The organism is Cytobacillus sp. FSL R5-0377, assembly GCF_038004385.1.
Lineage (GTDB): Bacteria > Bacillota > Bacilli > Bacillales > Cytobacillaceae > Cytobacillus.
Genome location: NZ_JBBORA010000002.1, coordinates 1 through 23,655 on the forward strand (window position 1 = coordinate 1; position 23,655 = coordinate 23,655).

The window sequence follows — 23,655 nt, forward strand, 5'->3', positions numbered from 1 at the left end:
GCCTCCTGGTATTTGAGTAATGTCCTTTTCGCTTCCCGGCTTCAGGACTCTCTCATTCTACCAAGAGGTTATTTTCTTGTTCAAACTCCATTTTCCTTTATTACAGGAATGCTGCCCCGTTTGTTGAATAAGGAATTCAGTAAAAAAGGTGCCTCAATCCTTCTGGGATCAACGCACCCTAAAGTTGAAAGATACTTTTCATAACAGCAATTATAGCAATCTTCCAAATCCTGTGGTATAAAGAGAGTATAAAAAAACTCTCCCAATAAATTAGGAGAGCAAAAGTTCAAGCTGACCACAATTACTAACACTGTAGCTCTGAACATGCTTCTTTAATGTTTCAGTAGCAGTTGCAGCTTTAGTTTTAACTTTCATAAAAGTATACGCTAGCCGATTCGCGATAGCTTTAATAACCCTTCCATCAACACTTTGACCAAGCATTTCATACTTTCTTATTTTTTGTATATTTTCCGTGAAACTAAAATGGTCCGGAATCCCCAATATTCTCTTTATTTCATCAATTGAAAGAGAGCGGAAATTCTCACCATCGTCACTTAAAACATGACTATTTGAAGCACACTGACTTGTATACCGTTTCGGAATGCATTGTATCCTTTCTGCATCCTTACCAACAAAAGTTAGATCCAAGCTTCTATCCTTCCAGGCTTCACGACTGTTAAAAGAATCCATAAATTTTCTTACACTCTTCCATTCATGCTGCACACTTGAGCGGTCAAGAAAATCTTTTAATTTTTTCCTTCTGAGTTTAGGAGCAGCTGGGAAGTCAAATGACAGGAATCTCTTTTCATCTTTAAATGCTACAGCATACGTCCTTTTCCTTGTGGCAAGGGATCCAAAATCCCATGCTTCCAGTTCTTTTTGACCCCAGAATGGATAATCATCCTTTAATAGATTTTTTAGCGATTCCCAGGCATTACTTTTATAGTATTGAGGAACATTTTCAAAGAATAAAACTTCAGCTTTTGAGGATTGAATGATTTTTGCAGTTGCAAGGACTAAATCATTCATTACATTACCCTCTTGGAAGCCTAAACTACTATGTTCGCTGCATGGAGCGGTAATGAATGCCATATCAACTTCAGCTACATCTTGACAATCCCTTAGATCCCCACAAAAAACCGTCGAATTAGGGAAATTATGAAGTAATACTTCAGCGGAATCATCCTCTAATTCTATCTCTTGAACAGCGGAAAATATCCCGTATCCTCCAAAACGCTAGTTCCCACACCAGCTCCAGCACATATAGATAATAATTTGATCCGCTCGTTTTTCGGAGTTGGTATTGTGCTGTTTTCAAATAACTTATATTCAAGGGGACGTATAATTACTTGTCCTTTATTGCCTTGTTTATAAACATTAACTTCTATTTTTTGATTAATATCAAGAAAAGAACAATATTTATCTCCGGCAGTATCAACTAGAGGCCGTTCTTTTCCGCTTATCTTGCTCTTTCTACAAGCCACATGAACAGTATGAACATCTTCTCCATCTTCAAACGGAAAATTTTGCAATACTACCTCTTCGGTTAACTCATTTATTTTAATATACACTTCACCTTTCACCTTAAAACCGGCAGCTTCACATACAAGATGTTGAAGGAAAAGTCGAGGTTTCTCTGGCTTCCCTTTTTTTGATACAGTATATACTTTCTTTAACTTTAGATTCATTTGTTATCCCTCCAGTTCAAATTTTCCCTGTAAGGGGTAGCGTCAGGAAACCGCATTTATCTTAACTTAGATGTGAGAACTATTAGAATATCAATGGTTCTCACATCATTTACATATATTCGATGTAAAGGTTTAAATAAGTTTGATTATTTATGATGTCTTATAAAAATAAATTAACGCCACCGGTAGCTTGAAAAACTACTTTTTCTATTTATTTGTATTTAATTTTTCCCACTCACTTAAATACATCCGTTTTGTTATTTTATTAGGATTTTCGAGTTTACAAATCAATTCCAAACTATTACCATCAGGGTCATTAAAATGAATTTTAGCGTGAGCATAGTTATCATGTGCCATTACAAAAGGTTCTACTGGCTCAAAGCCAAAAGCCTCCCTTGGTTCACATCCTTTACTTTTGAGCCAACTAACCGAATTTTTTAATCCTTCTAACGATACTTGAAATGCTATGTGTCTTATTGAAGGATGATATTCAAGTTCTACCTTATCGGTTTCCCATAAGCCCAACCAGCTTTTATTTTTTTCAATCCATAAAAATGCCAAACTATCCTCTACGCTGTGGTCAAACTCTAAACCAAGTTCTTTATAAAATTCGATAGACCTTTTCAAATTACTTACTGGTAAATGTGCTTCGTATAATCCTTTAATCATTAATAAAACCCCCTTGTATTAATAATACAACCATATAAATTTATTACTTCAGAGAATAGTTATAAATTCTCTACAACTTTATATGTAGAATAAAGAATGATTATATTTTACTCTACAAACATCCATTAGCACACTAAGGAAAACCGATACAATAGTAAAGTTCTTTATTCTTAAAATTTGTCATAGACCATACCACGTAATTTCAATAATTCATCCTTCAGACGTTTGTTTTCTTCTTCAAGTTTTTTTATTCGATTATTTTTAGCTACGATAAGCGAATCTTTATTGGCATCCGTCATATTACGTTTTATGGTTTGCGGTGTATTTAACCCTTCTTGCTGCTTTCGTAACCTTTCTATTCGGTTCCGTATTTCTTGATTGTTATAGAGAAAAGCCTTAGATACACCTGATTCCATGGCAACTTGATTAAAGTTAATTTTAGCCTTCGTTTTGATAAGACTTTGAATAGCCTTGTCTACCTTTTGAGCCGCCTCTTGGCTTTTCATCTGGGCATGTTTTTTTACACCTTCGGTATTTCTAATATGCTTACTTCTCATGAGTGCGTTCCTCTCCAATATATTCGCGACCTTTTTTCCCGGCAAAATGATGAGTTGTACCATTTTTCAAAGTTTCTAGAATAGGCTCTAGTTGATCTAGAGTGGTTTGATTCTTATCTATCCATACTTGTCGCCCTAAAGCCCTGCCTCGCTCAATTACATTTTTAACTTCCGTAATTTCCATTTCAAATTGGGGAATGAATTCGGGTGTAGTACAGAAATTACGACAAGACAGACATGGGTTCGCTTGAGTGGGACATGGCTGCTTAATAGGTTTCATACAATAGCCAAGCTCCATCTTCACAGCGTCTAAATTATGGCGTATATATTCCCATTCAATGATATCTTCATTCTCAATATCCGAAAGTTCAATTTTAACTGGACGTTTACTTTCAATGTCAACCCGAAAAATACCTTGTTTTGTAGCTTCTTCCCAAGAATTACGCATGGTAGTATCGAGAATTTTTGCATAATGCAAGGTCATTTCTGGGGAAGCGTGTGCCATCCATTTTTGAACATGCAATATGTTCATTCCGTTATTAAGAAGCTCTACACCCTTGGTATGCCGAAAGGCATGATTTTTGATAAAAAAGGGCTTTCCTGAATCGTCAACTATTTTTTGTTCTCCAGTAAAGCGCTTCAAACTTCTGCGAATGTCATAATAATTATAGGGTCGTCCTCTTCGGATACCTTCTAGCTGCACAAATAAATAGTTTTTAGGATTATTAATCGTATTGCTTTGATCTTTAGTCACTTTTACTACAGCTTCTACTACCTCTGCTAATTCTTTTGTAATTGGCACACGATGATTCATTACTTGTGTTTTTCTAATATCTCCGCATAAGTACCATCCTTGCGGTGTTTGTTCTAAACAATTATCATAACGTAGATTAAGAATGTCCGATATTCTCCAACCAGTTGCCCGAAGTAATACAATAATCGGTACGTATTTTGATGGTTTTAAGAACTCTAGCTTTTCCTCAATTTGCTGAAGAACCCCTTCAGGAATGTATTTGATATCATTTTCAGACTTTTTTACCGGTCTAGGGATATCTTCTTTAAATAACAATAGATTTACAGGCAACGCAGGTGCCTCATCGAATTGCAGTTTTTCAATTGTTTCCAAGAATACATTTAGGACGATTAAATAACTTCTTTTTGACTGTATTTTGTCATGAAACTTCTTATTATGAAATATTAGGTAATCTTCGATATCTTTCCGTGTTAAGGCATTTAAATCCTTCCAAGAAGGATTTTTATCATGTATAAATGTCAAAAATAACTTTAATATTCTAACGTCAAGAGTACATTGGCCAAGGGATAAATGACTGATCCTAAATTTTAAATATTTTTTTGCTAAAGGACGAAAGGGAATAGGGATATCCTCGAAATTCAGGATATGTCTTGATTCGTGATCGGGAAATCTTGCACTAGGAATATTTCTAACATCCCAGATATCTTTATCAAATTCATCTCTTGTATCATAGAAGTCTTTATAAAACAAAAATAAACGATTAAGTAGATTTTCGTAATTAGAAAGCTTCCTTCTCCCATAAATTCGTATGCTCAAACCTAATTCACTTAAATGTGATCTTAATTGCATCAATGCTTTACTTATTTCTAAATCTGCAAAACTATTAATATTGGGATAATATTTCTTAAGAAAGATAGACAGCTGTTTAAAGGACCGGGCATAATTGTGTACTGCAGAATACAATTGAAGATCATCTTTTTTAATACGAGTAAGAATAAAAAACTTAACCTCATTTTTAAGCTTAGATGGAAATACTGAAAAATTCATTTTACGATGAGTTTTTCCCCATTCCGATTTTCTAAAATCATTAAAAGCCGCATCATCGGCATCCCAAATGTCATTTTCGAAATACCCAGAGATTTTTTTGGCTATTTCACTAACTTTATTTTCTGGGAGTAGGTATCCAATAGATAAATTCATTCGTTATTCTCCTTATTTTCTTTGTTGATTTTCATTCTTTCTTGAGCTTTTTCCCAGTCTTTTCGAATATCTTCATCCGAAGGATGGATATACATCTGCATTGTTGTTTGGATATGAGCGTGGCCAGCCCGATTCATTAAATGTTCATCTCTCCAGCCAGCCTTTCTTAGTTCCGTTAATGATGTGTGGCGTAACATATGTGGAGTGAAATAAATGCCTGTTTTATCACGCAGACGCTGAACCAGCGCTACTACATCGGTATATTCTAACGGTTGTCCTTTTTTTTCCCCTGACAGCTTAATAAAAACGTGATTTGTATCCACTTCATCAGTATGAAATTGAGCAATATAATCAAAGTACATATTAATTAGATCCTCAGATACATCGATACTTCGGGGGCTACATACCGTCTTAATTTCAGCTAGATTAAACAATTGACCCCGATCACGTATATGGATTTTTCTCGCATCAACCTCGAAATCCTCAAGCCATAAAGTAAGTGCTTCACCAATACGCATAGAGCTTTCCCAAAGTAGCTGTATTAAAAATTGATCCCTTATATTTACACAAGCATTCATAATTAATGCTATTTGATCTTTCGAAAGTGTTTTCGGCTGTTGTTTAGGCACTTTTAGTTTCAGAATATGAGATGCAAAGGATTTATTTTTGTTTATATGGTGCAGAAAACTTTTAAACCCCTTGCGGGACCCAGATACTTGTTTCTTTAAACGTTCTGTCAGCTGAATACTATAGTCCTCATGTCTCATTAGGTAGTCATAAAATCCGAGAACAGTATTGATGATAATATTTACTGTCTTTGCTTTTCTAATTGGTTGTTTTGGGAAGATAGGGGACACCTTTACATCCTGGTGCGGGTTTTGTAACCACCGCATAAAATCCGCCATTTCATCTATTCCGATATCACGAAATTCTTTGTTTATTTGTTCTAGGAATTCATAGAATAGTTTTAAATGATATGAGAACGACCGTAAGGTGTTACGTGAAGCCCCACTATTGTCCTTAAACTTTAAATAATGTAAAACTGGTCGGACTGGCTCATTATTATGATCTATTAACATGTACCGAATCTTTCCTTCTTTTGTAGAAAGGGTAATTACTCTCATAAAATCCTCCTGTTGAAATTGTTCTTTTATTCATTCTAGAAAGCTCTCAATCTCTTAATTTCAGATAATCTTCCTCCTTTCTTTATTTACTATAAATACTATAAAAATTAGTGTGGTTAAATAGTCTTTAAAGAAACAAAAAACGGATAACTTTACATTGAATACTGTAAAGTCATCCGTTTTGGATGGTTAAGATAAATGCGGATTTACAACGTTAAGCAAATTTCAATCTAAAAAAGTTGATTTCCTCTACGTAAAGGACCGACTTTTTTGTGGATTTATTCAACTAAAGCTACCTGTTAGCACAAGAACAAGATATGAAATTACACACCAACCTATACACAAAGCATAAGATAAGTTGATAGTTAAACAGAGGGAGGACAATCATGTATTCAAATCAATATTTTTATCATTATAGTCCACAGTATAATGATTATTATCGTATGCCAAATGACATTCAACTTATAAATGATATTCAGAAAGCAATTAATGCGGAGTATAGTGCTGTTGCTTGTTATGAGAGGTTAGCCAAGATGGCACCTACAAAGGATGAAACGAACAAAATACTTGAGATACAAAAAGATGAAAAACGCCATCTCGAGGAATTCAGCAAAATTTATACAAATTTAACAGGAAAAAAGCCATCTTATCAAATTATCGAGGAATGCCCAAACAAGTATAGAGCAGGAATCGAATTTGCTTTTAAAGATGAACAAGAAGCCGTTGATTTTTATTTAGATATAGCAGATAAAGCGAATGATCCATTTATTAAAGATAGATTTCGACGAGCAGCCGCAGACGAACATAATCACGCTGTATGGTTTTTGTTTTTTTTTCAAAAAATCTAAAGGTAACTCACACCAATAGGCAAACTGAAAATTACGGTGCTAAGGGTGCGTTAAGTGCTTACTCATTAACTTTACCTCAAATGTTGACTTATGCCCTTCAAGACGAATACTTAGCTCAAGCAAGATATGATAATATTCTAGGAAACTTTGGATATATTCGTACATTTGCACAAATAAAAGAGGCTGAATTGAGGCATATAAATGCTTTATTACCACTTTTTGAACGTTATCAGGTACCGTTACCTGAAGATAAATCTCAGTCATTTGTTACAACTCCAGAAAGTATTAAGGCAGCATATACTGCTGGAGTTCAAGGGGAAAAAGACAATATTTCTATGTACGAAAGGTTTCTATCACTTAATATTCCTAATGATGCTCGAACCGTTTTTTCTCAACTTCGCAATGCCTCTTTGAATCATCTTGCAGCATTTGAAAGAGGGCTTGTTCGGAATTAAAATTTTCTATAACATCATTTTAGATATTTTAGGGGATATGAACTTCGTCCCCTAGTATTCTTTTTAATCTCCTTATCTGAACAGATTATTCTTTATCAATCGGAGAATGAATATGATCACTATATGTATCAATATATACATTACCATTAGCTGCCAAAACTGCATAAACAACATCATTTTGTGTCAAATTACGTTTTTTTAACTCTGATTGTAACCATGAATTAGTTAGGATCAAAATGTTCTGACATATCCTCACTCCATTTTTAAATTGCAATTATCTTTAACTTGTGGTCAATATTAAATTAATATTCAGGTTTTGTAGTATTTAACTCTAAGGAACACATGAATACTCTATACAATTTAATTTACATTTTCGATGTTATTGGTAATAAAAAAGGATCTTCGTTTAAGGGCTGTTACAAATACCCCTTTAAGCAAAAAAGAAGATGAATATCTACTAAATGTAGTGTTCATTTTCTTTTTCATTTTACAATATGTTGTGTCCGGTAATGGGATTCTTTAGTTTGTCAACAGCCCGGTTTAGAAAATCCTTTTTACATAATTTTGCTTTGCTGAAGAAGTTTAGATTTTCCTGTACGTTCCCATTCTTCTACTGTTTCATATGCTTTTTTAGGAGAATACCCTTTCCCAACAAGAACTCCCATTAGAATAAATTCTTGAAGAATGTGTGTAGCATTTATTCCTCTTTTAACATCCTCTAACCCTTCTTTTACTAGAAATTCTGTGTACTGTACCCATTCATCTGGAGTCCTGCCAAAAACAAATGTATTTCCATTGCCATGATCGGATCCTTCTTCTGCAGTCAATGCATCTGCTTTGGTAACATGAACAGTACCAAATGGATGATTAGGAGGAGCATATATCGAGTAAAGTTTTAGTGGAATATTGCCGGTATTAGTTAGATTATGCCATGTTCCAGCAGGTATCATTACTGCAGAATCATCATAGACATTTCTTTCAAAGTTTAAATTATCTTTCCTCTTGCCCATTTGAACAATTCCCTGGCCATGTTCAATAGGTAAGAATTGATCAACGTCAGGATGTATTTCCAAACCGATATCTTCGCCAACATTGAGACTCATTAAAGTAACTTGTAAATGTGGTCCTGTCCATAAAGCAGTACGATACGTATTGTTTTGCTTCGTTGCTTCATTGATATTAACGACAAATGGCTTTGGCCCATAATCCTTCAATTGGCTGTTTCTAAAATAAGAATTTCCGCTGTTATTCGAATAATTATTATTCCAATTATAATAATGTGGATTCCAGTTGTAATACATTGGATTATGCCATTGATGGTGATAGGATGATTTATGGTACATACTCATTCTCCTCTTATGTTTTTATTTCCCTTTTCATCTTATGCAGTTGCCTAATTATAGGTATACAAAATGGATAATAATGGGCAAATAACAAGGCTAAAAGAAATAATGAATACTCTATACAATTCTAGTTAAGTCGGGTAAGTTAGGGGCATCACTGCCCCTTCCTCCCCTGAGAACCGTACTAGTCCCTTTCAAGACACATCGGCTCAAGCATCCCATTGCAGGTCCATTTGCTGTCGTATCTTCTTCACACACTATAGTGGTAAGTAAAACGTACGCCGACGCTCCGATTGGAGGTATACATAACAGTACGTTTCTATCGCCAAAAGATAGCCACAATTTTATGTGCCTACGAGAGACCAACGAGAAGTCACCTCCCTTTCAGGACTATCATGGGTTTGTCCGTAAGAACGATATATAATGGCCCTTTTCTGGAATATGGGATAAGGAGGGACTATTTGTTCCCTTCGGATAGCTTTCTATATAATGAAGCTCTAGACACATTTGTAATTTCACAAATTTGATTTACGGTCATATTTCCTTCTTTATATAGCTTTACAGCATAATTCATTCCTGCGTGATTTTTATGATATTTCTTTAACCGACCTTTAAACTTTCCTTCTTTCTTAGCCAGCTCTATCCCTTCACGTTGTCGCATACGAATAAGATCTCGTTCTAATTGGTTAACACCGGCCATTACCGTAATTAAGAATTGGCTGTATGGATTATTCTCTGATAAATCTAGCCATGTATCCTTGAGTGATTTTAAGCTTGCCTTTTTCCTTCGTATTAAATCAATCAATTCAAATAAATCCTGCGTACTTCGAGTGATCCGAGTTAAGTCTGTAACATAAACAAAGTCACCTTCTTGTAAATTCTCTAGCATTTTTTGAAGTTGCTCACGATCCTTTGTTGCTCCAGAAACTTTTTCTTCAAAAATAATATCCATTCCGATTTCGTTCAGTTGCTGAAACTGCCTTGAAGGATTTTGGCTAGTCGAACTGACACGTATATAACCGATTTTCCGCAAAATATCACCCCTTTTTGAGACAAGTCTTATGAGACACTCTTAACTATGATTTTATCACTCTATTACACTTGTATCAATAGAGTACACTCTATTGATATATAATTGAACTAATTAACTGAATAATTACAGAAATGAGATGATACTGTATGAAAGTTGCGAGAGGTAGAGAATTGCTTACATCGGAACAGCGACAGGTCCTTATGCAAATTCCTGAAGATGAGTGGGTGCTAGGAACCTACTACACTTTTTCCAAACGGGATTTAGGAATTATCAATAAACGAAGGAGAGAAGAAAACCGTTTAGGGTTCGCCGTTCAATTAGCTGTTCTTCGGTATCCCAGTTGGCCATACACTCATATCAAAAACATCCCGGATTCAGTCATACATTATATATCGAAACAAATCGGTGCCACTTCATCTTCGATTAGTCTTTATCCTCAAAGAGAAAATACACTTTGGGATCATTTGAAAGAAATTCGAAGTGAATACGACTTTGTAACTTTTACACTAAAAGAATATCGAATAGCATTTAAGCATCTTCATCAATTAGCTTTGGAAAATGGCGTTGCCATGCATCTACTACATGAATGTATAGATTTTCTAAGAAAAAAGAAAATCATTTTGCCTGCTATCACTACACTTGAGAGATTGGTGTGGGAGGCAAGGGCAATGGCTGAAAAGATGCTATTTAATACGGTTAGTCAAACTCTAACAAATAACCAAAAAGAAAAGCTTGAAGAGATCATTACTTCGCAGCATCCATCCGAATCCAATAAAACGATATTGGGTTGGTTAAAGGAACCACAGGGTCATCCTTCACCCGAAACATTTCTAAAAGTAATAGAACGACTCGAATATATACGAGAAATGGAATTGGAAACGGTACAAATTAGTCATTTGCATCGCAATCGCCTGTTACAACTATCTCGCTTAGGTTCAAGATATGAGCCTTATGCATTCCGTGACTTTCAAGAAAATAAACGATATTCGATATTAACCGTCTATTTATTACATCTTACTCAGGAGTTAACGGATAAAGCTTTTGAAATTCATGACAGACAAATACTCAATCTGTTATCAAAAGGCCGTAAGGCTCAAGAAGAAATTCAGAAACAAAACGGTAAAAAGCTGAATGAGAAGGTTATACACTTTACAAACATCGGACAAGCTTTAATTAAAGCAAAAAAGGAAAAATTAGATGTTTTTGAGGTTTTAGAATCCATTATTGAATGGAATTCTTTTGTTTCTTCGGTGGAAGAGGCTCAGGAGCTTGCACGTCCTACCGACTATGATTATTTAGACTTACTGCAAAAAAGATTTTATTCACTTAGAAAATATACGCCAACGCTATTAAGGGTATTGGAATTTCATTCTACAAAGGCAAATGTGCCACTTTTACAAGCTGTTGAGATTATCCGCGGCATGAACGAATCCGGAAAGCGAAAAGTGCCTGATGACTCACCTGTGGATTTTATTTCAAAACGTTGGAAAAAGCATTTATACGAAGATGATGGTACAACAATCAATCGTCATTACTATGAAATGGCTGTTTTAACAGAACTTCGGGAGCATGTTCGGGCAGGAGATGTTTCCATTGTTGGCAGCAGACAATATAGAGATTTTGAGGAATATTTGTTTTCAGAAGATACATGGAATCAAACGAAGGAGAATACGAGATTATCAGTTAGTTTATCATTCGAGGATTTTATAACGGAGAGAACCATCAGCATTAATGAAAGATTAAAGTGGTTAGCTGCCAATTCCAACAAGTTAGACGGGGTTTCTCTTGAAAAAGGAAAGCTGTCAATTGCACGCTTAGAAAAAGATGTTCCAGAAGAAGCAAAAAAATTTAGTGCAAGCCTGTATCAGATGCTACCAAGAATAAAATTAACCGATTTACTGATGGATATTGCTTATATAACAGGATTTCATGAGCAATTTACTCATGCTTCCAATAATCGAAAACCGGATAAAGAAGAAACGATTATTATTCTGGCTGCCCTTTTAGGAATGGGAATGAATATAGGTTTAAGCAAGATGGCTGAATCAACACCCGGACTTACATATAAGCATTTAGCCAATGCATCTCAATGGCGCATGTATGAAGATGCAATGAATAAAGCCCAAGCCGTATTAGTAAATTTTAAATTACAATTATCTTCCTATTGGGGAGACGGTACAACATCCTCGTCAGACGGTATGAGAATGCAGCTAGGTGTTTCATCACTACATGCAGATGCAAATCCACATTATGGAACCGGAAAAGGAGCCACCATCTACCGTTTTACTAGTGATCAATTCTCTTCTTACTACACAAAGATTATTCATACTAATTCAAGGGATGCGATTCATGTTTTGGATGGTTTGTTGCACCATGAGACGGATCTAAACATAGAAGAGCATTATACAGACACTGCTGGTTACACAGACCAAATATTCGGATTGACTCATTTATTAGGATTTAAATTTGCTCCAAGAATAAGGGATTTATCAGACTCGAAATTATTTACAATAGATAAAGCAAGTGAATATCCAAAATTAGAAGCCATTTTACGTGGACAAATAAATACAAAGGTCATTAAAGAAAATTATGAGGATGTTTTGCGATTAGCTCATTCTATAAATGAAGGAACAGTTTCAGCATCCCTTATTATGGGGAAACTAGGTTCTTATTCAAGACAAAACAGCTTGGCTACCGCTTTACGTGAGATGGGCCGAATAGAAAAAACGATCTTTATTTTGAATTATATTTCGGATGAATCATGAAGAAGAAAAATACAAAAAGGATTGAATAAAGGAGAAGCGATGAATGGACTGGCAAGAGCTATTTTCTTCGGAAAACAAGGAGAGCTTAGGGAACGAACCAGCATCAATTGCAAAGAGCCAGTGCTTTAAATATAATTATTAACGCCATTAGTGTCTGGAATACTCTATATCTGACAAAAGCAGTTGAATACCAAAAAGGTTTAGGTAATTTTAATGAAGATTTGTTGCATCATATGTCTCCTTTAGGCTGGGAGCATATCAATTTACTAGGAGAGTACCGTTTTAATTCTGAAAAAATGGTTGCGTTAGATTCTCTAAGACCACTAAAACTGTCTTAACGTTGTTAAAATTGGGGTAATCGTCTTGAAAATGGGCTTAGCGTTGTAAATCCGCATTTTCCTGACGCTACCCCTATATAACATTAACATAGTCGTACAAGCTGGAATAAACGAAAAGTTAAAGGAAATTAGTGAAAATAAGTTAATTGCTAACACTGAAAAAAATAATAAGGGATGAGATTTTAAAGACTTTTGAGAAAGGAGTAGAGATAAATTCGGATGTTTATAAGTTAGGAGAAATATTATATCGTGAGAACCCCCAGAAATGGAATAAAGAGATAAAAGAAAAGCGATTTTTCTTAAATAAGGATAGTATCGAGCAAATCAACATTCAAGTTAATTTAGTGAACTCAGGAAAATTGAAATACCAAGACGGACATTATTAAGAACGATAAAAGAGTAATTCTGGAACTATATTAAGTAGCGAAATTACATAGAAGGAGCTTCATTAATTACACATAAGTCAATTCTTAATGTATGGAATTGACTTTTTATTCTAATACATCTGCTTAGCGTATAATATTCGCGTTTTGTCGGCAGGACCCCTATATATACTTCATAATCGATTGAGTTGGCTTTCCTTCAGGTTTTTATCAAGTTCCTCAGCTTACCTGCTCTTTATCTGTTTGTTAAGAACGTTTTAAAAATGCCTTTATACTTTTAACACCGGCCTTGTTTGCAAAGGAAAATTATACTTGCAGAATGCAACATATTTATCCGTTTGGAAAGAAAACAAAATTTATTTTGTTAAATGAGACAAATGCCTAGTCTAGGGACATAAGTGAAACATACCATAGAATTGTAAATTGGTTTTAAAAGGTATTTAACCTCATTTTACACGCGATATTGCTTCTTTTTTTAGAAGTGAAAAAATTTAAAAAGGGTGATAAAAAAATGGAAGCCCAAACGGAAAACTATAAATATTTATTGGGATGGTGTACCGACATTTATGTTCATTGGGAAAGTGTGAAACCGAAGTTCTCAAAACTCTTTGACTTAAGAACTTTAGAGGAATGGGAAGAGACATGGCGTAATTTAATGAGTAAATTACAAAAAAATTTAACAGTAGACTCTGAGGACTTTGAGACAGCTACAAGTCTTTATGAACAGTGGGAGGTGCTATACAAAGAAGCACATCCAAATCTAGAGGGTAATGAATCCGATGAGAGAGAAAATTCGGATCAGGATTTGAAAAGTGAAACATTAATGGCAATAAAGCCTTTTGTTGATTATGGTCTAAAAGAAGTTGCTCTTACTTCCTATGAACATGCGCTAACTGAAATTGCCGCAATGGCCTACCTTCTGGGAAAAGGCTTTGATCAACAAACAGCTTATAAAACCGTTGAATCTTGGGAAGTAAATGAAATGTTCGAAACCGAATATGGAAGATTCAAAATGAATAAATATTAAAATAATTTATTAGACTTTCTTTCTTTTTTTAACACTCTGATGTATAGATAGAAATTAAACTTTAAACTCTTGTATTTATGATTATTACGAAACGAGGAATCAACTTTTGCAAACTGCACAGAAACTCATGGTTAGTATACCTTTTCCATCAAAATGGGGTATTTCGGCTTCTATAGCCGGTCGACCCATTATTTGGGGAGTACTCATCATTAATTCTATTACAGGTAATAATAAAGTATCTGGTACAATTAATTTTCGTGGTACACCTATTCAAATTAATGGGTATTGGGAAGAAAACACCAAACAAATAAGTTTTGATTCACCATATGCCTCATTTTTTGGTAACTTATCTATATTTGATGATCCCTCGATTAGAATTCGTCATTTCGTTTTAAGTGGACAGTTTATTATGAAACCTCCCTCTTTGCTTGCAGGTGAGTACGGAACTTGGATTGCTACAACTGATACAGCACTCACTGAACCTCCTATATATCAGAACGGCGTTCCTCCTGCCGGAGTCTTTTTAACATCAGATATCCTGTACTAAATCACTACCCTCCCGTTACACTATGGTAAGATATCTTTATATATATCACATATATTAGGCGCACTAGTCCGTTAATCCACTTGAATAAATTATTTTTGTGTCACCCCGAATAATACTCTTTTTTTAGATTATGGTAATGGTTTCACATCAACCGGTTTTTAAATAGTATTTAGGAATGGATTCATTTTGACAATCGATTGTTCCCTTATCCATAAAGCCGATTATTTCTCGTAAGTTGAGGAAAAATCGGCTTTATTCATGACGAATTATGCTTAGCGTATGTTTTAAGCGCTTTTTGTTGGTGGGATCCCTTATATATAAAATAGCCTTATAATCAAAACGGTTGCTATATTTCATTGCTAAAAACTTTTATTGATTCCAAATTCTCTTTAAATCCAATGGAACGAATACCTTATTCCCATGTATCTCCCTATGTATGATAGGATTTGAAAAGCATTGATCTAAACTTAACCCTTCTTTTTTATGCCTAGCTCTTATAAAGTCTTCGGGTAATCGCATAACACTTGCTCCTTTTATATTTTTTATAAAACAACTCTTGGTAAGAAAGCTTAGTTTTTATTCGCTCTCTGTAATATACCAAGAATGTTGCGACATAAAGCTTAGAATTGTAATTTTTACGAACGTGTGCTTCAGTTATTTTTTTTATGAGACTGGGCTTGTTTGTTTTGTTGTCTTACTTGTTGTTCATTATTTTTGCTTGTAAACTCATTTCCTTATTGATTTTGTGCTCCTTGCGTACTGCCTTGGGAAGCTTGGCTTCCATCTTGGGCTTATTGCGGTTCTTCTTGTTCGATTTGTTGAACGCGTGGTTCAACGCTGTGTAGAACGGATTGAGTTTGTAGCCTCTTGGTAAAGCTGCTTAGCTTGTTGATTGCAAATGTTTCGAAGCTAGCCTGCAAATCCTAGTAGAGCTGTCTTTACGTCATTTTTTACTGTTATAAATAACGCCGCCTTTAATTTTTACTTTATTAGAATGATGTATAAGAATATTTTTTATAACTTCCAATTTTATCCTGCTTTTAAATGACCAAAAACCCACAGTTATGTAATTACATTTGATAAATGGCACCATTTTTTTGATAGAAGCCTCTTTTCCTCTGTACTACATTTTTATCTTCAATTCCTGACACCTAGGCCGCTACTGTTTGGTGATTAAGGACCTTAATTTTATTGATGTTAAGTTAAAATGTTCGTATAAAAAAGTGGAAGGAGAAGATAATATTGAAAGTAAACAACCAATAGAGAGGACGATAAAAATGAATCTAAAGTGGTTAAGGCTATTAACAGCAGTTTTTCTATCTGCCATCATGTTATTGGGGTGTAATAATGTAGAAGAGGATAAGGATCCACCACCACCTGAAGTGGATGTAGATCCTGACACAGAAGAACCCATTGAAGATCCTGAAGATGCAAATGACCCAGATAATATAGATGAAAATGATGTGGACCCAGATACAGAAGAGCCAATTGAAGATCCTAAAGATGTAAATGACCCAGATAATATAGATGAAAATAAAGATGATGAAGCTGATTTAGTCCCTGATGCAGAAGAACCCATTGAAGATCCTAAAGATGTAAACGATCCAGATAATATAGATGAATAAATATTAACAGCAATAAGGCACACCGTTTGTTTTCAAACGGTGTGCCTTATTGCTCCAAATTTAACTGTTATGATAAAGCTCAATTGTTGTTTTTTTAACCAATAGTACAAAAATACATTTAAACATTTCAACTCTACTAGTTTTCCTTTATAAGCATGGAACATATCAACTATTTTTAAAACATTTTATTAATTCCCTAAGATTCAACCGTTAAATAAACGGTCTATGCCAATTAAATAGGTTATTGCAGCACTTCCTTCAGCTCAGGGTATTGCGAAAACTGGCTGGAATATTGAGGATGATAATAAGACATGTAATTATGATATTGTATAATTTTTATAACTCCCCTTTCTTAAATTGAATATATTTAGTTTTATCTTATTTTCCTAATTATCCTAGGACTAGACATTTGCCTACATACCCTAATTTGAAAAAACAAATAAAGAAATAAGTAATAGCAAAAGTTAATCATCTTTCCTTTCTTTAATAGCAACGTAAACGAAACTCCTTTTTTATTTTCCATTTATTTCATCGTTAAAATCCCTGTGACTAAACAAGCTAATAACAAAACTATTTATAGGTGTCTCATTAGAAAAATACCAAGGGCCTTATTGGTTACCGTTTCCATACTTATTCTTTTATCCATAGGGTTACTATTTTTAGTACAAAATACAAGAAACACAGAGAATCACGAAAATGAAACTGTAGCTGTCAAAAACAGATTTAATACCCCTATAACCAGAGTCCAAAATGTTGAAAGCGAAAAAAATGTTCTTCAAATAAACAGCATTGCCATGGATGAAACCATAAAGGGGTACTGCCGACTAAACGCAGATATAATACGCTAAGGAATTTTTTAGAAGGTAAAAGCCTGATTTTTCTACGTTAAGCAGAAAAACCAGGCTTTTTTATATCCTAAGTGGACGCAGGGCATGTATCGAGTTCAAAATCTCAGGTATAAATGAATATTCTCCGAGAAAGTTTATGTGTTCCCATCCCAATGGTGATATGTGAGGAAGCAATTCCTCTTGATATTTTCCTATATTTTTAAAATGTTCAATTGCTTGTGATAAATACACGGTATTCCAAATGCTGATGGCATTAATAATTAGATTTAATGAGCTGGCACGCTGTAAATGATCTTGTAATGCTCTTTCTCTAAGTTCTCCCTGTTTTCCGAAGAAAATAGCTCGTGCCAAGGCATTCATGGATTCTCCCTTATTGGGAGGTATACTGGACTTTCTAGAAGACTGAGATCTTGCATGTCTGGTTTTTGATACTTCGATTGTAATAATATACTGATTTGCCCATTAGCTTCCAATATACCGTATTTGACTTCGCGAACAGAAAAAACCTGATTTTGTCGAAGTATACTTAATACTTGATTTACATCCAATTTGTTCTTTTTAAGTAACTTTCTATCCATTATACCATCCCGAATAATGATGTTAGGATCGCCCAATAAGAGAGAACGTGTCGATTTATTTTTTAGAGTCAAGAACTCTATCCCCAACATGAGAAGCGTCCACAATCCGATGGCATATAAAAAGTGAAAAATCCCTACCTTATTTTCATAAATGGTATTTCCTAAAAAATCTCCAAGCACTAATACAAAAACTAAGTGAAACGGGGTTAACTGATAGATGGATGTTCTGCCTGTTATGATAATGATAAAAAATAAGGTGACAAAACCTACTATGACTTTGATTGTCAGTAAACCCAAAAAAATTTCACCCAAAGTTTATTCCTCCATTTTATATTTCACTCGATTTCAAAAATCCCTCATGTTTTAAAATATTTATATTACAACATGTAAGCTAAATTAAAATCAGAAAGATAAAAAATACGGGTTTTTTCAACTTATAATAATGGAGAAAGCACGCGAGCACCCTGTTCAACTATGCGCTCAGTCAGGGATCGTTGCAGCAAGTCTTCAATTTTTAATGGTACAGAATCAGTAAGATCTCGTTGGAACTGCTCAGTGAGTTCCCTCGCCACATCAGCACTGTATAAAACTTGACACACCTCATAATGCAGGCGAAAACTTCTCATATCATAGTTTGCTGAGCCTACTTCTGCAATTTCCTCATCGATGATCAACACTTTTGCATGTATCATTCCTTTATCGTACTGGTAGATTTCGACTCCAGTTTCTATAAGTTCTCCGTAATAAGTACGGCTTGCAAGGCCCACGATTTTTTGATTATTGTGGCGAGGAACCAGCAATCTTACACGGACACCACGAGCTACTGCTGTCTTTAATGCCATGATAATATCCGTTTCTGGTACAAAATAGGGTGTTGTTAAATCAATAGTCTTGGTCGCCTGTGTTATACATATAAAGTAAGCTTGCCGAATGACTGGGGTAGGAATTCCAGGGTTTCCTTCCAACGTATGGATATACGCTTTATGCAATGTCCTAGTTTTTGCGGATATGTCCATTTCTTTTTCATCAAGGGTGCTCAACTCTGATCCCAATTCGGCTGACCATTTGGAATGATCTGCTCTGCCGATTGAATTGATTTTCGTTACCTCTGATTTTGTTTTCAAATTTGTTTTTGATTTTATCCTTTCCGGCACAGCGATTTCCCAATGAACATCAAAAACAGTCTGCAAATCGGATGATGCTTCTCCTATGACTTGCAAATGAGTATCCCGCCAGAAGCCAACGTCAGGCTTCAATCCTGTATATTCATATCCTAGTTAATGCCACCATTAAAAGCTACCTTTCCGTCGATTATGGCCATCTTACAATGATCCCGATAATTCCAATTGGACAAAATCCAGGGAAATCGCAGAGGAAATATTGTCCTGCATTCTATCCCTGCTTCAACCATCTGCCGGATTTTTTCACGCGGGAATTTATAACTCCCCAAGCTATCTCTCATAAAACGAACCTGCACTCCATTTAATGCTTTTTCGATTAGCAGTTCTGTGATTCGATTACCAATTTGGTCATTCCGATATATGAAATATTCCAGATCAATTGTTTCTTGGGCTTTTTGCAGGGATACAAGGAGTTGATCATATTTTGCTATCCCATTGTTAAACACTTGGACTTGGCCCATTCGAAGCCCATTCACAGTGAAATGCCGTAAAGCATTGGCAATTACCGATGCTGAAGCACCGAATGTCTCAGGTAATTTGTTAGATTCATTTTTAGAACAGGTCAATCTTTTTCGATGAATAAACTTAGGGTTTGATATGCTAAGATATAGCCAGAAACCAATGACAGGTAAAAAAAGGACGATTATTATCCAATTCAAAGCCTTGGCAGGCCGACGAACTTCCCAAATTGCTATGAATAAGATAAAGAACATATTTAACAGGTATAGATAAAAAATCCACTCCAACTGGAATCCCTCCTTCTGTTTCTCTTAACATGTACAAACTATGTAACCAGTATACGTATGGAATATGAAGGGATTGTCTGTTATATATTATGGACTACCTTTATAAGAACTTGTATAAGATATTAAGAACGAAAAAAAGAGAATTAAGGTTGGGAAAGTTCTGACATCACGAAAGGCGTAATGATCTGGGCACTGTCCTAACTAGAGACTTAGTGATTTTGAAAATTACCATCTGGTAAATTCCTAAATATAGGTATAATTTTTTATAAATTTGGAAAATGAAAGTGGTAAATGCAATAAGGAGTAAATAAGAGAAAACATTAATTTATATTGGGAGGAAATCGTCTTAAAATTAGTCGTTAACATCTTTTTTGTTAATGGTTAATGAATGATCGGTATCTCTAACAGCAGCATAAAAAATATCTTTGATTTGAAGATATCCCTTTGCCTTTAGTTCTTCCTTTAACCACTTTTCATTTTTGTTGATAAATTTTAATTTACGCTTTTGCACTTTCCCTTCAATGACAACGGCTATGGGTAATCCGCGGTATTCCACTTTCATATGTAACTCTTTTGGAGTAATAGGAACTAATTCTTTTCTTGGAAAAATGCTAATTTCACCTGTTGCTTCCAAAATCGCATATTCAATATCGTGAATATCCGGATATCCTGATGTTCTTAAATTAGACAACAGCTCAGGTAAAGGATATCTACTTTCCTTTAAATTTCGATTAAGATAAAAAAAGAATCGCTCCAAAATCATGAGGGGTAAGTTGGGCTAGAGCTGATTTCCCTAAAATATTTACTGCTACAATAAACACAATATAGATAAAAATAACTTTAACTAAAAAAATAGACACTTCTAACACCTCGTAAAAAAATTCACCTTAGTCCGAAATTGGACTAAGGTTTTTAAACTTATTTCAATTAAAAATGGTATCTTTTTTTCGTCATGTATGAATCTAAGCTAAATCCTTATCCTTTTAAAATAGGGGTCACTTTATCAATGGCTTCTTGTAATTTTTCACTGTTTAACCTATACATTTGTTTGGCCTCTTTTGATTCCGTTCCAAGAGCAAATAGTTCTAAGTCTGCTTGACATTTTTTCAAGGTTGAAAGAATTAAGGGTCTTTCTTGTGGGGGTGCGACTTGTAATTTATCGTCAAACAGATCAATCGTTAACTCTCCGTAAGAATTAACCTGTCCCAGAAATACATTTTCAATCGTTACCCCTAGTTTTTCTAATTCAGTTTGTAGCCAAGCCCGACTTCGTCCAATCGTGGCTAGTGGTTCATCCATTATTGTACCATCCATAATAATGGTCTGAGGCTCCTTGATTGAAGCAACCTTCAAGTTTATATCCTTTGCTGTTAAAGGTTGATTTTCTTTCTTTAGCATCACAGATAAATCACCTGTTGCCTCTAAAACAGCAAATTCTACATCAGAGACTTGAAAGACATCCTTCCTGCGAAGGAGATCTAACAGTTCATCTGTCGTATATCTTTCCTTTTTTAAATTATCTTCCATAATCTTCCCATCTTTGATAAATACAGTTGCTTTTCCTTCTATAAAATTGCGAAAACGTTTACTTTTTAATGAAATTAAACCAGCGAAAAAGGGAATAGCCGCAAAAATGACAATTCCAATAATTCCGTGAAAAATGTTCCGCTCAAGTCCCATAGCCACTTCTGCACCAATACTCCCAATAGAAATACCGGTGACATATTCAAAGAAAGATAGTTCGGAAATTTGCTTTTTCCCTAACCATTTTGTAATGAAAAATAAAACAGCAACAAATAATGCTGAGCGTACAGCTATATCTAACCATTCAGGCACTGCTTACACCCCCTGTAAATATAGTTTTTCTAGAAACCTTTGTACTGAAGTTCCTCTCCTTCTAGTTCTCCTACTCTTTTTTTTAAATCTTTTGTTACTTCGTGTACTACCATCATAGCCTCATGCAAAGTTCGCTTCGATTCATCATCAAGAGTCCGTAATGCTAAACTTGAGAGACTTGCTTCTACCCCTTTTAGACTGGCAAAACACTGTTTAACATCTGATCCTACTGTCATCCTAATTCTCCTTATCCTTTTGGCTTAAAAATTAAAGCTCCTATCATGCCGAAAACAATGGAAGCTGAAATACCAGAACTAGTTACTTCAAACATTCCTGTCAGTACACCAACTAACCCATGTTTTTCTGCTTCCTGCATCGCACCATGAACAAGCGAATTCCCAAAACTTGTAATCGGAACGGTAGCCCCTGCCCCAGCAAAATCAATCAAAGGCTCGTATAGTCCAAATCCATCTAAAAGCGCCCCAATCACTACAAGAGCACTTAAGGTATGACCTGGTGTCAATTTAAATACATCAAACATAATTTGCCCAATGATACAAATTAAACCGCCTACGACAAAAGCCCAAAAATAGATCATGTTAATTGTTCACCTCCGTATTCAATTGACACTGCATGGGCGATACAAGGAATTGTTTCATTTTGCTGAAAGGACAACGGTGAAAGCAAAGCACCTGTAGCCACAACTAACATTCGTTTAAATTCACCATTTTTCATGCGGTTTAATAAATGCCCATAAACTACCGTTGCTGAACAGCCTGCACCGCTTGCCCCTGCAAGAACGGGTTGTCCTTCCCGATAAATCATAAGGCCACAATCTTGGTATTGTTCTTCACTAATAGGAGTTCCATGCTTTTTAAATAGATCCATGGACACTTCCTGTCCGATTTGGCCAAGGTCACCGGTTACAATTAAATCGTAATAAGATGGCTCAACATTTCGTTCCTTTAAATGGGCTTCAATGGTATCAACCGCAGCTGGCGCCATAGCTCCTCCCATGTTAAATGGATCTGTCAATCCCATATCGATTACACGACCAATTGTGGCAGATGTGACATGAGGTCCTTCCCCAGAATCACTTAATAGGGCTGCACCTGCACCAGTAACCGTCCATTGTGCCGTAGGTGGCTTTTGTCCACCATACTCAGTTGGATACCGAAATTGTTTTTCAACAGCTGTATCATGACTGGAAGCTCCTGTTAACAAATATTTCGCTCCTTTTGTATTTACAATATAAGCACCTAGAGCCAGTCCTTCCATCGAGGTAGAGCAAGCACCGAATAAGCCAAAATAAGGCGCTCCAATCGTTCTGCTAGCGAAACTTGTTGGGGTGATTTGATTGATTAAGTCCCCAGCTAGGATAAATTGAACTTGATCCTTTTGTATGCCCCCTTTTTCCATGGCTTTTTGGCAAGCCTCTTCAAAAAGGATTTTATGTGCTTTCTCATAGGAATCCTGCCCAAGCCATAAATCAGCATGAAGAGTATCGAAATCATCTGGGATAGCACCATTGGCTTCAAATGGTCCACCAACGGTTCCAGTGGAGATAATGACAGGCTTTTGTTCGAAGATCCATGTACGATGACCTGCTAGCATTATAAACCACCCCACTGGATTAAAGTGGTTTTAATTAAGGCAATGACAAAAGCAGAAAAAACACCAAATAAAATAACCGCCCCCGCTAATTTAAACATGTTGCCACCTACGCCCAGTACAAATCCTTCGGTTCGATGCTCAATGGCAGGCGATATAACCGCATTGCCAAAACCTGTTACAGGTACAGCTGTTCCAGCCCCACCAAATTGGGCCATTCGATCATATACGCCAAAACCAGTAAGAAGCATTGTAATAAAAATTAACGTACCCACCGTCGGATTTCCGGCCGTTTGCTCAGTAAAATCGAAATAATAAATGTAAAAGTCTGAAATAAGCTGACCAATCAAACAAATAAGTCCACCGGTTAAAAAGGCCTTAATACAATTTTTAACAACCGGTCTTTTGATCTCTCGTTGTTTTTGCAATTTTTGATATTCCTGTTGCACAGGAGTAAGTTGTTTCTTTTGATTGTTAGACATAACTCGATCCTTCCTCT

The 23,655-nt window shown here is 35.4% G+C and carries 19 protein-coding genes and 7 pseudogenes; 7 read left to right on the plus strand and 19 right to left on the minus strand.

Going from position 1 to position 23,655, the window contains the following annotated elements; genetic code table 11:
• Window positions 1–204: hypothetical protein (locus NSQ49_RS24885; RefSeq protein WP_341071701.1), on the plus strand; the 204-nt coding region annotated here is incomplete at its 5' end.
• Between the two features lie 66 nt (window positions 205–270).
• Here the strand turns inward: NSQ49_RS24885 and NSQ49_RS24890 are convergent.
• The 6 genes from NSQ49_RS24890 to NSQ49_RS24915 form a co-directional block, all read right to left on the minus strand.
• Window positions 271–1,218, minus strand: a complete 948-nt coding sequence (locus NSQ49_RS24890; protein ID WP_159871954.1) for a DNA cytosine methyltransferase — start codon at window positions 1,216–1,218, stop codon at window positions 271–273.
• A complete protein-coding gene (locus tag NSQ49_RS24895) occupies window positions 1,194–1,688 on the minus strand; it encodes a hypothetical protein (RefSeq protein ID WP_159871952.1) in 495 nt (164 codons plus the stop codon). Before NSQ49_RS24895 ends, NSQ49_RS24890 begins: the two co-directional genes overlap by 25 nt.
• Before the next feature lie 207 nt (window positions 1,689–1,895).
• Complete coding sequence (locus NSQ49_RS24900) at window positions 1,896–2,357, minus strand: VOC family protein (protein WP_061792571.1); 462 nt, start codon at window positions 2,355–2,357, stop codon at window positions 1,896–1,898.
• Window positions 2,358–2,527: 170 nt separating this feature from the next.
• Entirely contained in the window at window positions 2,528–2,914 is a 387-nt protein-coding gene (locus NSQ49_RS24905; RefSeq protein WP_136381325.1) for a DUF6262 family protein, read from the minus strand.
• Window positions 2,904–4,868, minus strand: a complete 1,965-nt coding sequence (locus NSQ49_RS24910) for a tyrosine-type recombinase/integrase (RefSeq protein ID WP_159868063.1) — start codon at window positions 4,866–4,868, stop codon at window positions 2,904–2,906. Before NSQ49_RS24910 ends, NSQ49_RS24905 begins: the two co-directional genes overlap by 11 nt.
• Window positions 4,865–5,992, minus strand: a complete 1,128-nt coding sequence (locus NSQ49_RS24915; RefSeq protein ID WP_159868066.1) for a tyrosine-type recombinase/integrase — start codon at window positions 5,990–5,992, stop codon at window positions 4,865–4,867. Before NSQ49_RS24915 ends, NSQ49_RS24910 begins: the two co-directional genes overlap by 4 nt.
• 386 nt (window positions 5,993–6,378) lie before the next feature.
• Here NSQ49_RS24915 and NSQ49_RS24920 point away from each other — a divergent pair.
• Window positions 6,379–7,295: pseudogene (locus tag NSQ49_RS24920) on the plus strand (ferritin family protein).
• A gap of 85 nt (window positions 7,296–7,380) precedes the next feature.
• Here NSQ49_RS24920 and NSQ49_RS24925 read toward each other — a convergent pair.
• The 3 genes and pseudogenes from NSQ49_RS24925 to NSQ49_RS24935 all read right to left on the minus strand — a co-directional run.
• Window positions 7,381–7,509, minus strand: a pseudogene (locus NSQ49_RS24925) (DUF421 domain-containing protein); the annotation flags it as partial.
• A 340-nt stretch (window positions 7,510–7,849) separates the two neighbouring features.
• Window positions 7,850–8,638: a cupin domain-containing protein gene (locus NSQ49_RS24930; protein ID WP_341071704.1), complete on the minus strand. Its 789-nt coding sequence runs from the start codon at window positions 8,636–8,638 to the stop codon at window positions 7,850–7,852.
• Between the two features lie 457 nt (window positions 8,639–9,095).
• Window positions 9,096–9,671 carry a recombinase family protein gene (locus NSQ49_RS24935; protein WP_159868072.1) on the minus strand — a complete coding sequence of 192 codons (576 nt, stop codon included), beginning with the start codon at window positions 9,669–9,671 and terminating at the stop codon, window positions 9,096–9,098.
• A 146-nt stretch (window positions 9,672–9,817) separates the two neighbouring features.
• Here NSQ49_RS24935 and NSQ49_RS24940 point away from each other — a divergent pair.
• The 4 genes and pseudogenes from NSQ49_RS24940 to NSQ49_RS24955 all read left to right on the plus strand — a co-directional run bounded on the left by NSQ49_RS24940 (window position 9,818) and on the right by NSQ49_RS24955 (window position 14,731).
• A pseudogene (locus NSQ49_RS24940) lies at window positions 9,818–12,774 on the plus strand (Tn3 family transposase).
• Window positions 12,775–12,920: 146 nt separating this feature from the next.
• Complete coding sequence (locus NSQ49_RS24945; RefSeq protein ID WP_071158518.1) at window positions 12,921–13,160, plus strand: Ger(x)C family spore germination C-terminal domain-containing protein; 240 nt, start codon at window positions 12,921–12,923, stop codon at window positions 13,158–13,160.
• A gap of 508 nt (window positions 13,161–13,668) precedes the next feature.
• The gene (locus NSQ49_RS24950; protein ID WP_235252822.1) at window positions 13,669–14,184 is read left to right on the plus strand and encodes a hypothetical protein; all 516 of its coding nucleotides are present in this window, start codon (window positions 13,669–13,671) and stop codon (window positions 14,182–14,184) included.
• Between the two features lie 106 nt (window positions 14,185–14,290).
• Window positions 14,291–14,731: a hypothetical protein gene (locus NSQ49_RS24955; RefSeq protein WP_396105986.1), complete on the plus strand. Its 441-nt coding sequence runs from the start codon at window positions 14,291–14,293 to the stop codon at window positions 14,729–14,731.
• A gap of 791 nt (window positions 14,732–15,522) precedes the next feature.
• Here NSQ49_RS24955 and NSQ49_RS24960 read toward each other — a convergent pair.
• Window positions 15,523–15,691 (minus strand): annotated as a pseudogene (locus NSQ49_RS24960) (DUF1657 domain-containing protein).
• Between the two features lie 206 nt (window positions 15,692–15,897).
• On the opposite strand from NSQ49_RS24960, the gene NSQ49_RS24965 reads away from it, so the two are divergent.
• The gene (locus tag NSQ49_RS24965; RefSeq protein ID WP_236566279.1) at window positions 15,898–16,356 is read left to right on the plus strand and encodes a hypothetical protein; all 459 of its coding nucleotides are present in this window, start codon (window positions 15,898–15,900) and stop codon (window positions 16,354–16,356) included.
• A gap of 908 nt (window positions 16,357–17,264) precedes the next feature.
• Here NSQ49_RS24965 and NSQ49_RS24970 read toward each other — a convergent pair.
• The 9 genes and pseudogenes from NSQ49_RS24970 to spoVAC all read right to left on the minus strand — a co-directional run.
• Window positions 17,265–17,579: pseudogene (locus tag NSQ49_RS24970) on the minus strand (Tn3 family transposase); the annotation flags it as partial.
• On the minus strand, window positions 17,561–18,094 hold the full coding sequence (locus NSQ49_RS24975; RefSeq protein ID WP_341040619.1) for a DUF421 domain-containing protein: 534 nt from the start codon (window positions 18,092–18,094) through the stop codon (window positions 17,561–17,563). The gene NSQ49_RS24975 and the pseudogene NSQ49_RS24970, both read right to left, overlap by 19 nt.
• A 122-nt stretch (window positions 18,095–18,216) precedes the next feature.
• Window positions 18,217–19,709 (minus strand): annotated as a pseudogene (locus NSQ49_RS24980) (phospholipase D-like domain-containing protein).
• Between the two features lie 352 nt (window positions 19,710–20,061).
• Window positions 20,062–20,569, minus strand: a pseudogene (locus NSQ49_RS24985) (DUF421 domain-containing protein).
• 115 nt (window positions 20,570–20,684) lie between these two features.
• Window positions 20,685–21,545, minus strand: a complete 861-nt coding sequence (locus NSQ49_RS24990; protein WP_159868078.1) for a DUF421 domain-containing protein — start codon at window positions 21,543–21,545, stop codon at window positions 20,685–20,687.
• 29 nt (window positions 21,546–21,574) lie between these two features.
• Window positions 21,575–21,781, minus strand: coding sequence for a DUF1657 domain-containing protein (locus NSQ49_RS24995; protein ID WP_009336483.1), 207 nt, complete (start codon window positions 21,779–21,781; stop codon window positions 21,575–21,577).
• 11 nt (window positions 21,782–21,792) lie between these two features.
• Window positions 21,793–22,143: a stage V sporulation protein AE gene (gene spoVAE / locus NSQ49_RS25000; protein ID WP_009336484.1), complete on the minus strand. Its 351-nt coding sequence runs from the start codon at window positions 22,141–22,143 to the stop codon at window positions 21,793–21,795.
• The gene (spoVAD, locus tag NSQ49_RS25005; protein ID WP_013352386.1) at window positions 22,140–23,159 is read right to left on the minus strand and encodes a stage V sporulation protein AD; all 1,020 of its coding nucleotides are present in this window, start codon (window positions 23,157–23,159) and stop codon (window positions 22,140–22,142) included. The genes spoVAE and spoVAD overlap by 4 nt, the downstream gene beginning before the upstream one ends.
• Window positions 23,159–23,638 carry a stage V sporulation protein AC gene (spoVAC, locus tag NSQ49_RS25010; protein ID WP_009336486.1) on the minus strand — a complete coding sequence of 160 codons (480 nt, stop codon included), beginning with the start codon at window positions 23,636–23,638 and terminating at the stop codon, window positions 23,159–23,161. The genes spoVAD and spoVAC overlap by 1 nt, the downstream gene beginning before the upstream one ends.
• Window positions 23,639–23,655 lie beyond the last annotated feature (17 nt).

Bases quoted from the DNA above. Each gene is read 5' to 3' on its own strand.
- NSQ49_RS24895 (WP_159871952.1), bottom strand. From the start codon at position 1,688: ATGAATCTAAAGTTAAAGAAAGTATATACTGTATCAAAAAAAGGGAAG.
- NSQ49_RS24900 (WP_061792571.1), bottom strand. From the start codon at position 2,357: ATGATTAAAGGATTATACGAAGCACATTTACCAGTAAGTAATTTGAAA.
- NSQ49_RS24905 (WP_136381325.1), bottom strand. From the start codon at position 2,914: ATGAGAAGTAAGCATATTAGAAATACCGAAGGTGTAAAAAAACATGCC.
- NSQ49_RS24910 (WP_159868063.1), bottom strand. From the start codon at position 4,868: ATGAATTTATCTATTGGATACCTACTCCCAGAAAATAAAGTTAGTGAA.
- NSQ49_RS24915 (WP_159868066.1), bottom strand. From the start codon at position 5,992: ATGAGAGTAATTACCCTTTCTACAAAAGAAGGAAAGATTCGGTACATG.
- NSQ49_RS24930 (WP_341071704.1), bottom strand. From the start codon at position 8,638: ATGTACCATAAATCATCCTATCACCATCAATGGCATAATCCAATGTAT.
- NSQ49_RS24950 (WP_235252822.1), top strand. From the start codon at position 13,669: ATGGAAGCCCAAACGGAAAACTATAAATATTTATTGGGATGGTGTACC.
- NSQ49_RS24995 (WP_009336483.1), bottom strand. From the start codon at position 21,781: ATGACAGTAGGATCAGATGTTAAACAGTGTTTTGCCAGTCTAAAAGGG.
- spoVAE (WP_009336484.1), bottom strand. From the start codon at position 22,143: ATGATCTATTTTTGGGCTTTTGTCGTAGGCGGTTTAATTTGTATCATT.
- spoVAD (WP_013352386.1), bottom strand. From the start codon at position 23,159: ATGCTAGCAGGTCATCGTACATGGATCTTCGAACAAAAGCCTGTCATT.
- spoVAC (WP_009336486.1), bottom strand. From the start codon at position 23,638: ATGTCTAACAATCAAAAGAAACAACTTACTCCTGTGCAACAGGAATAT.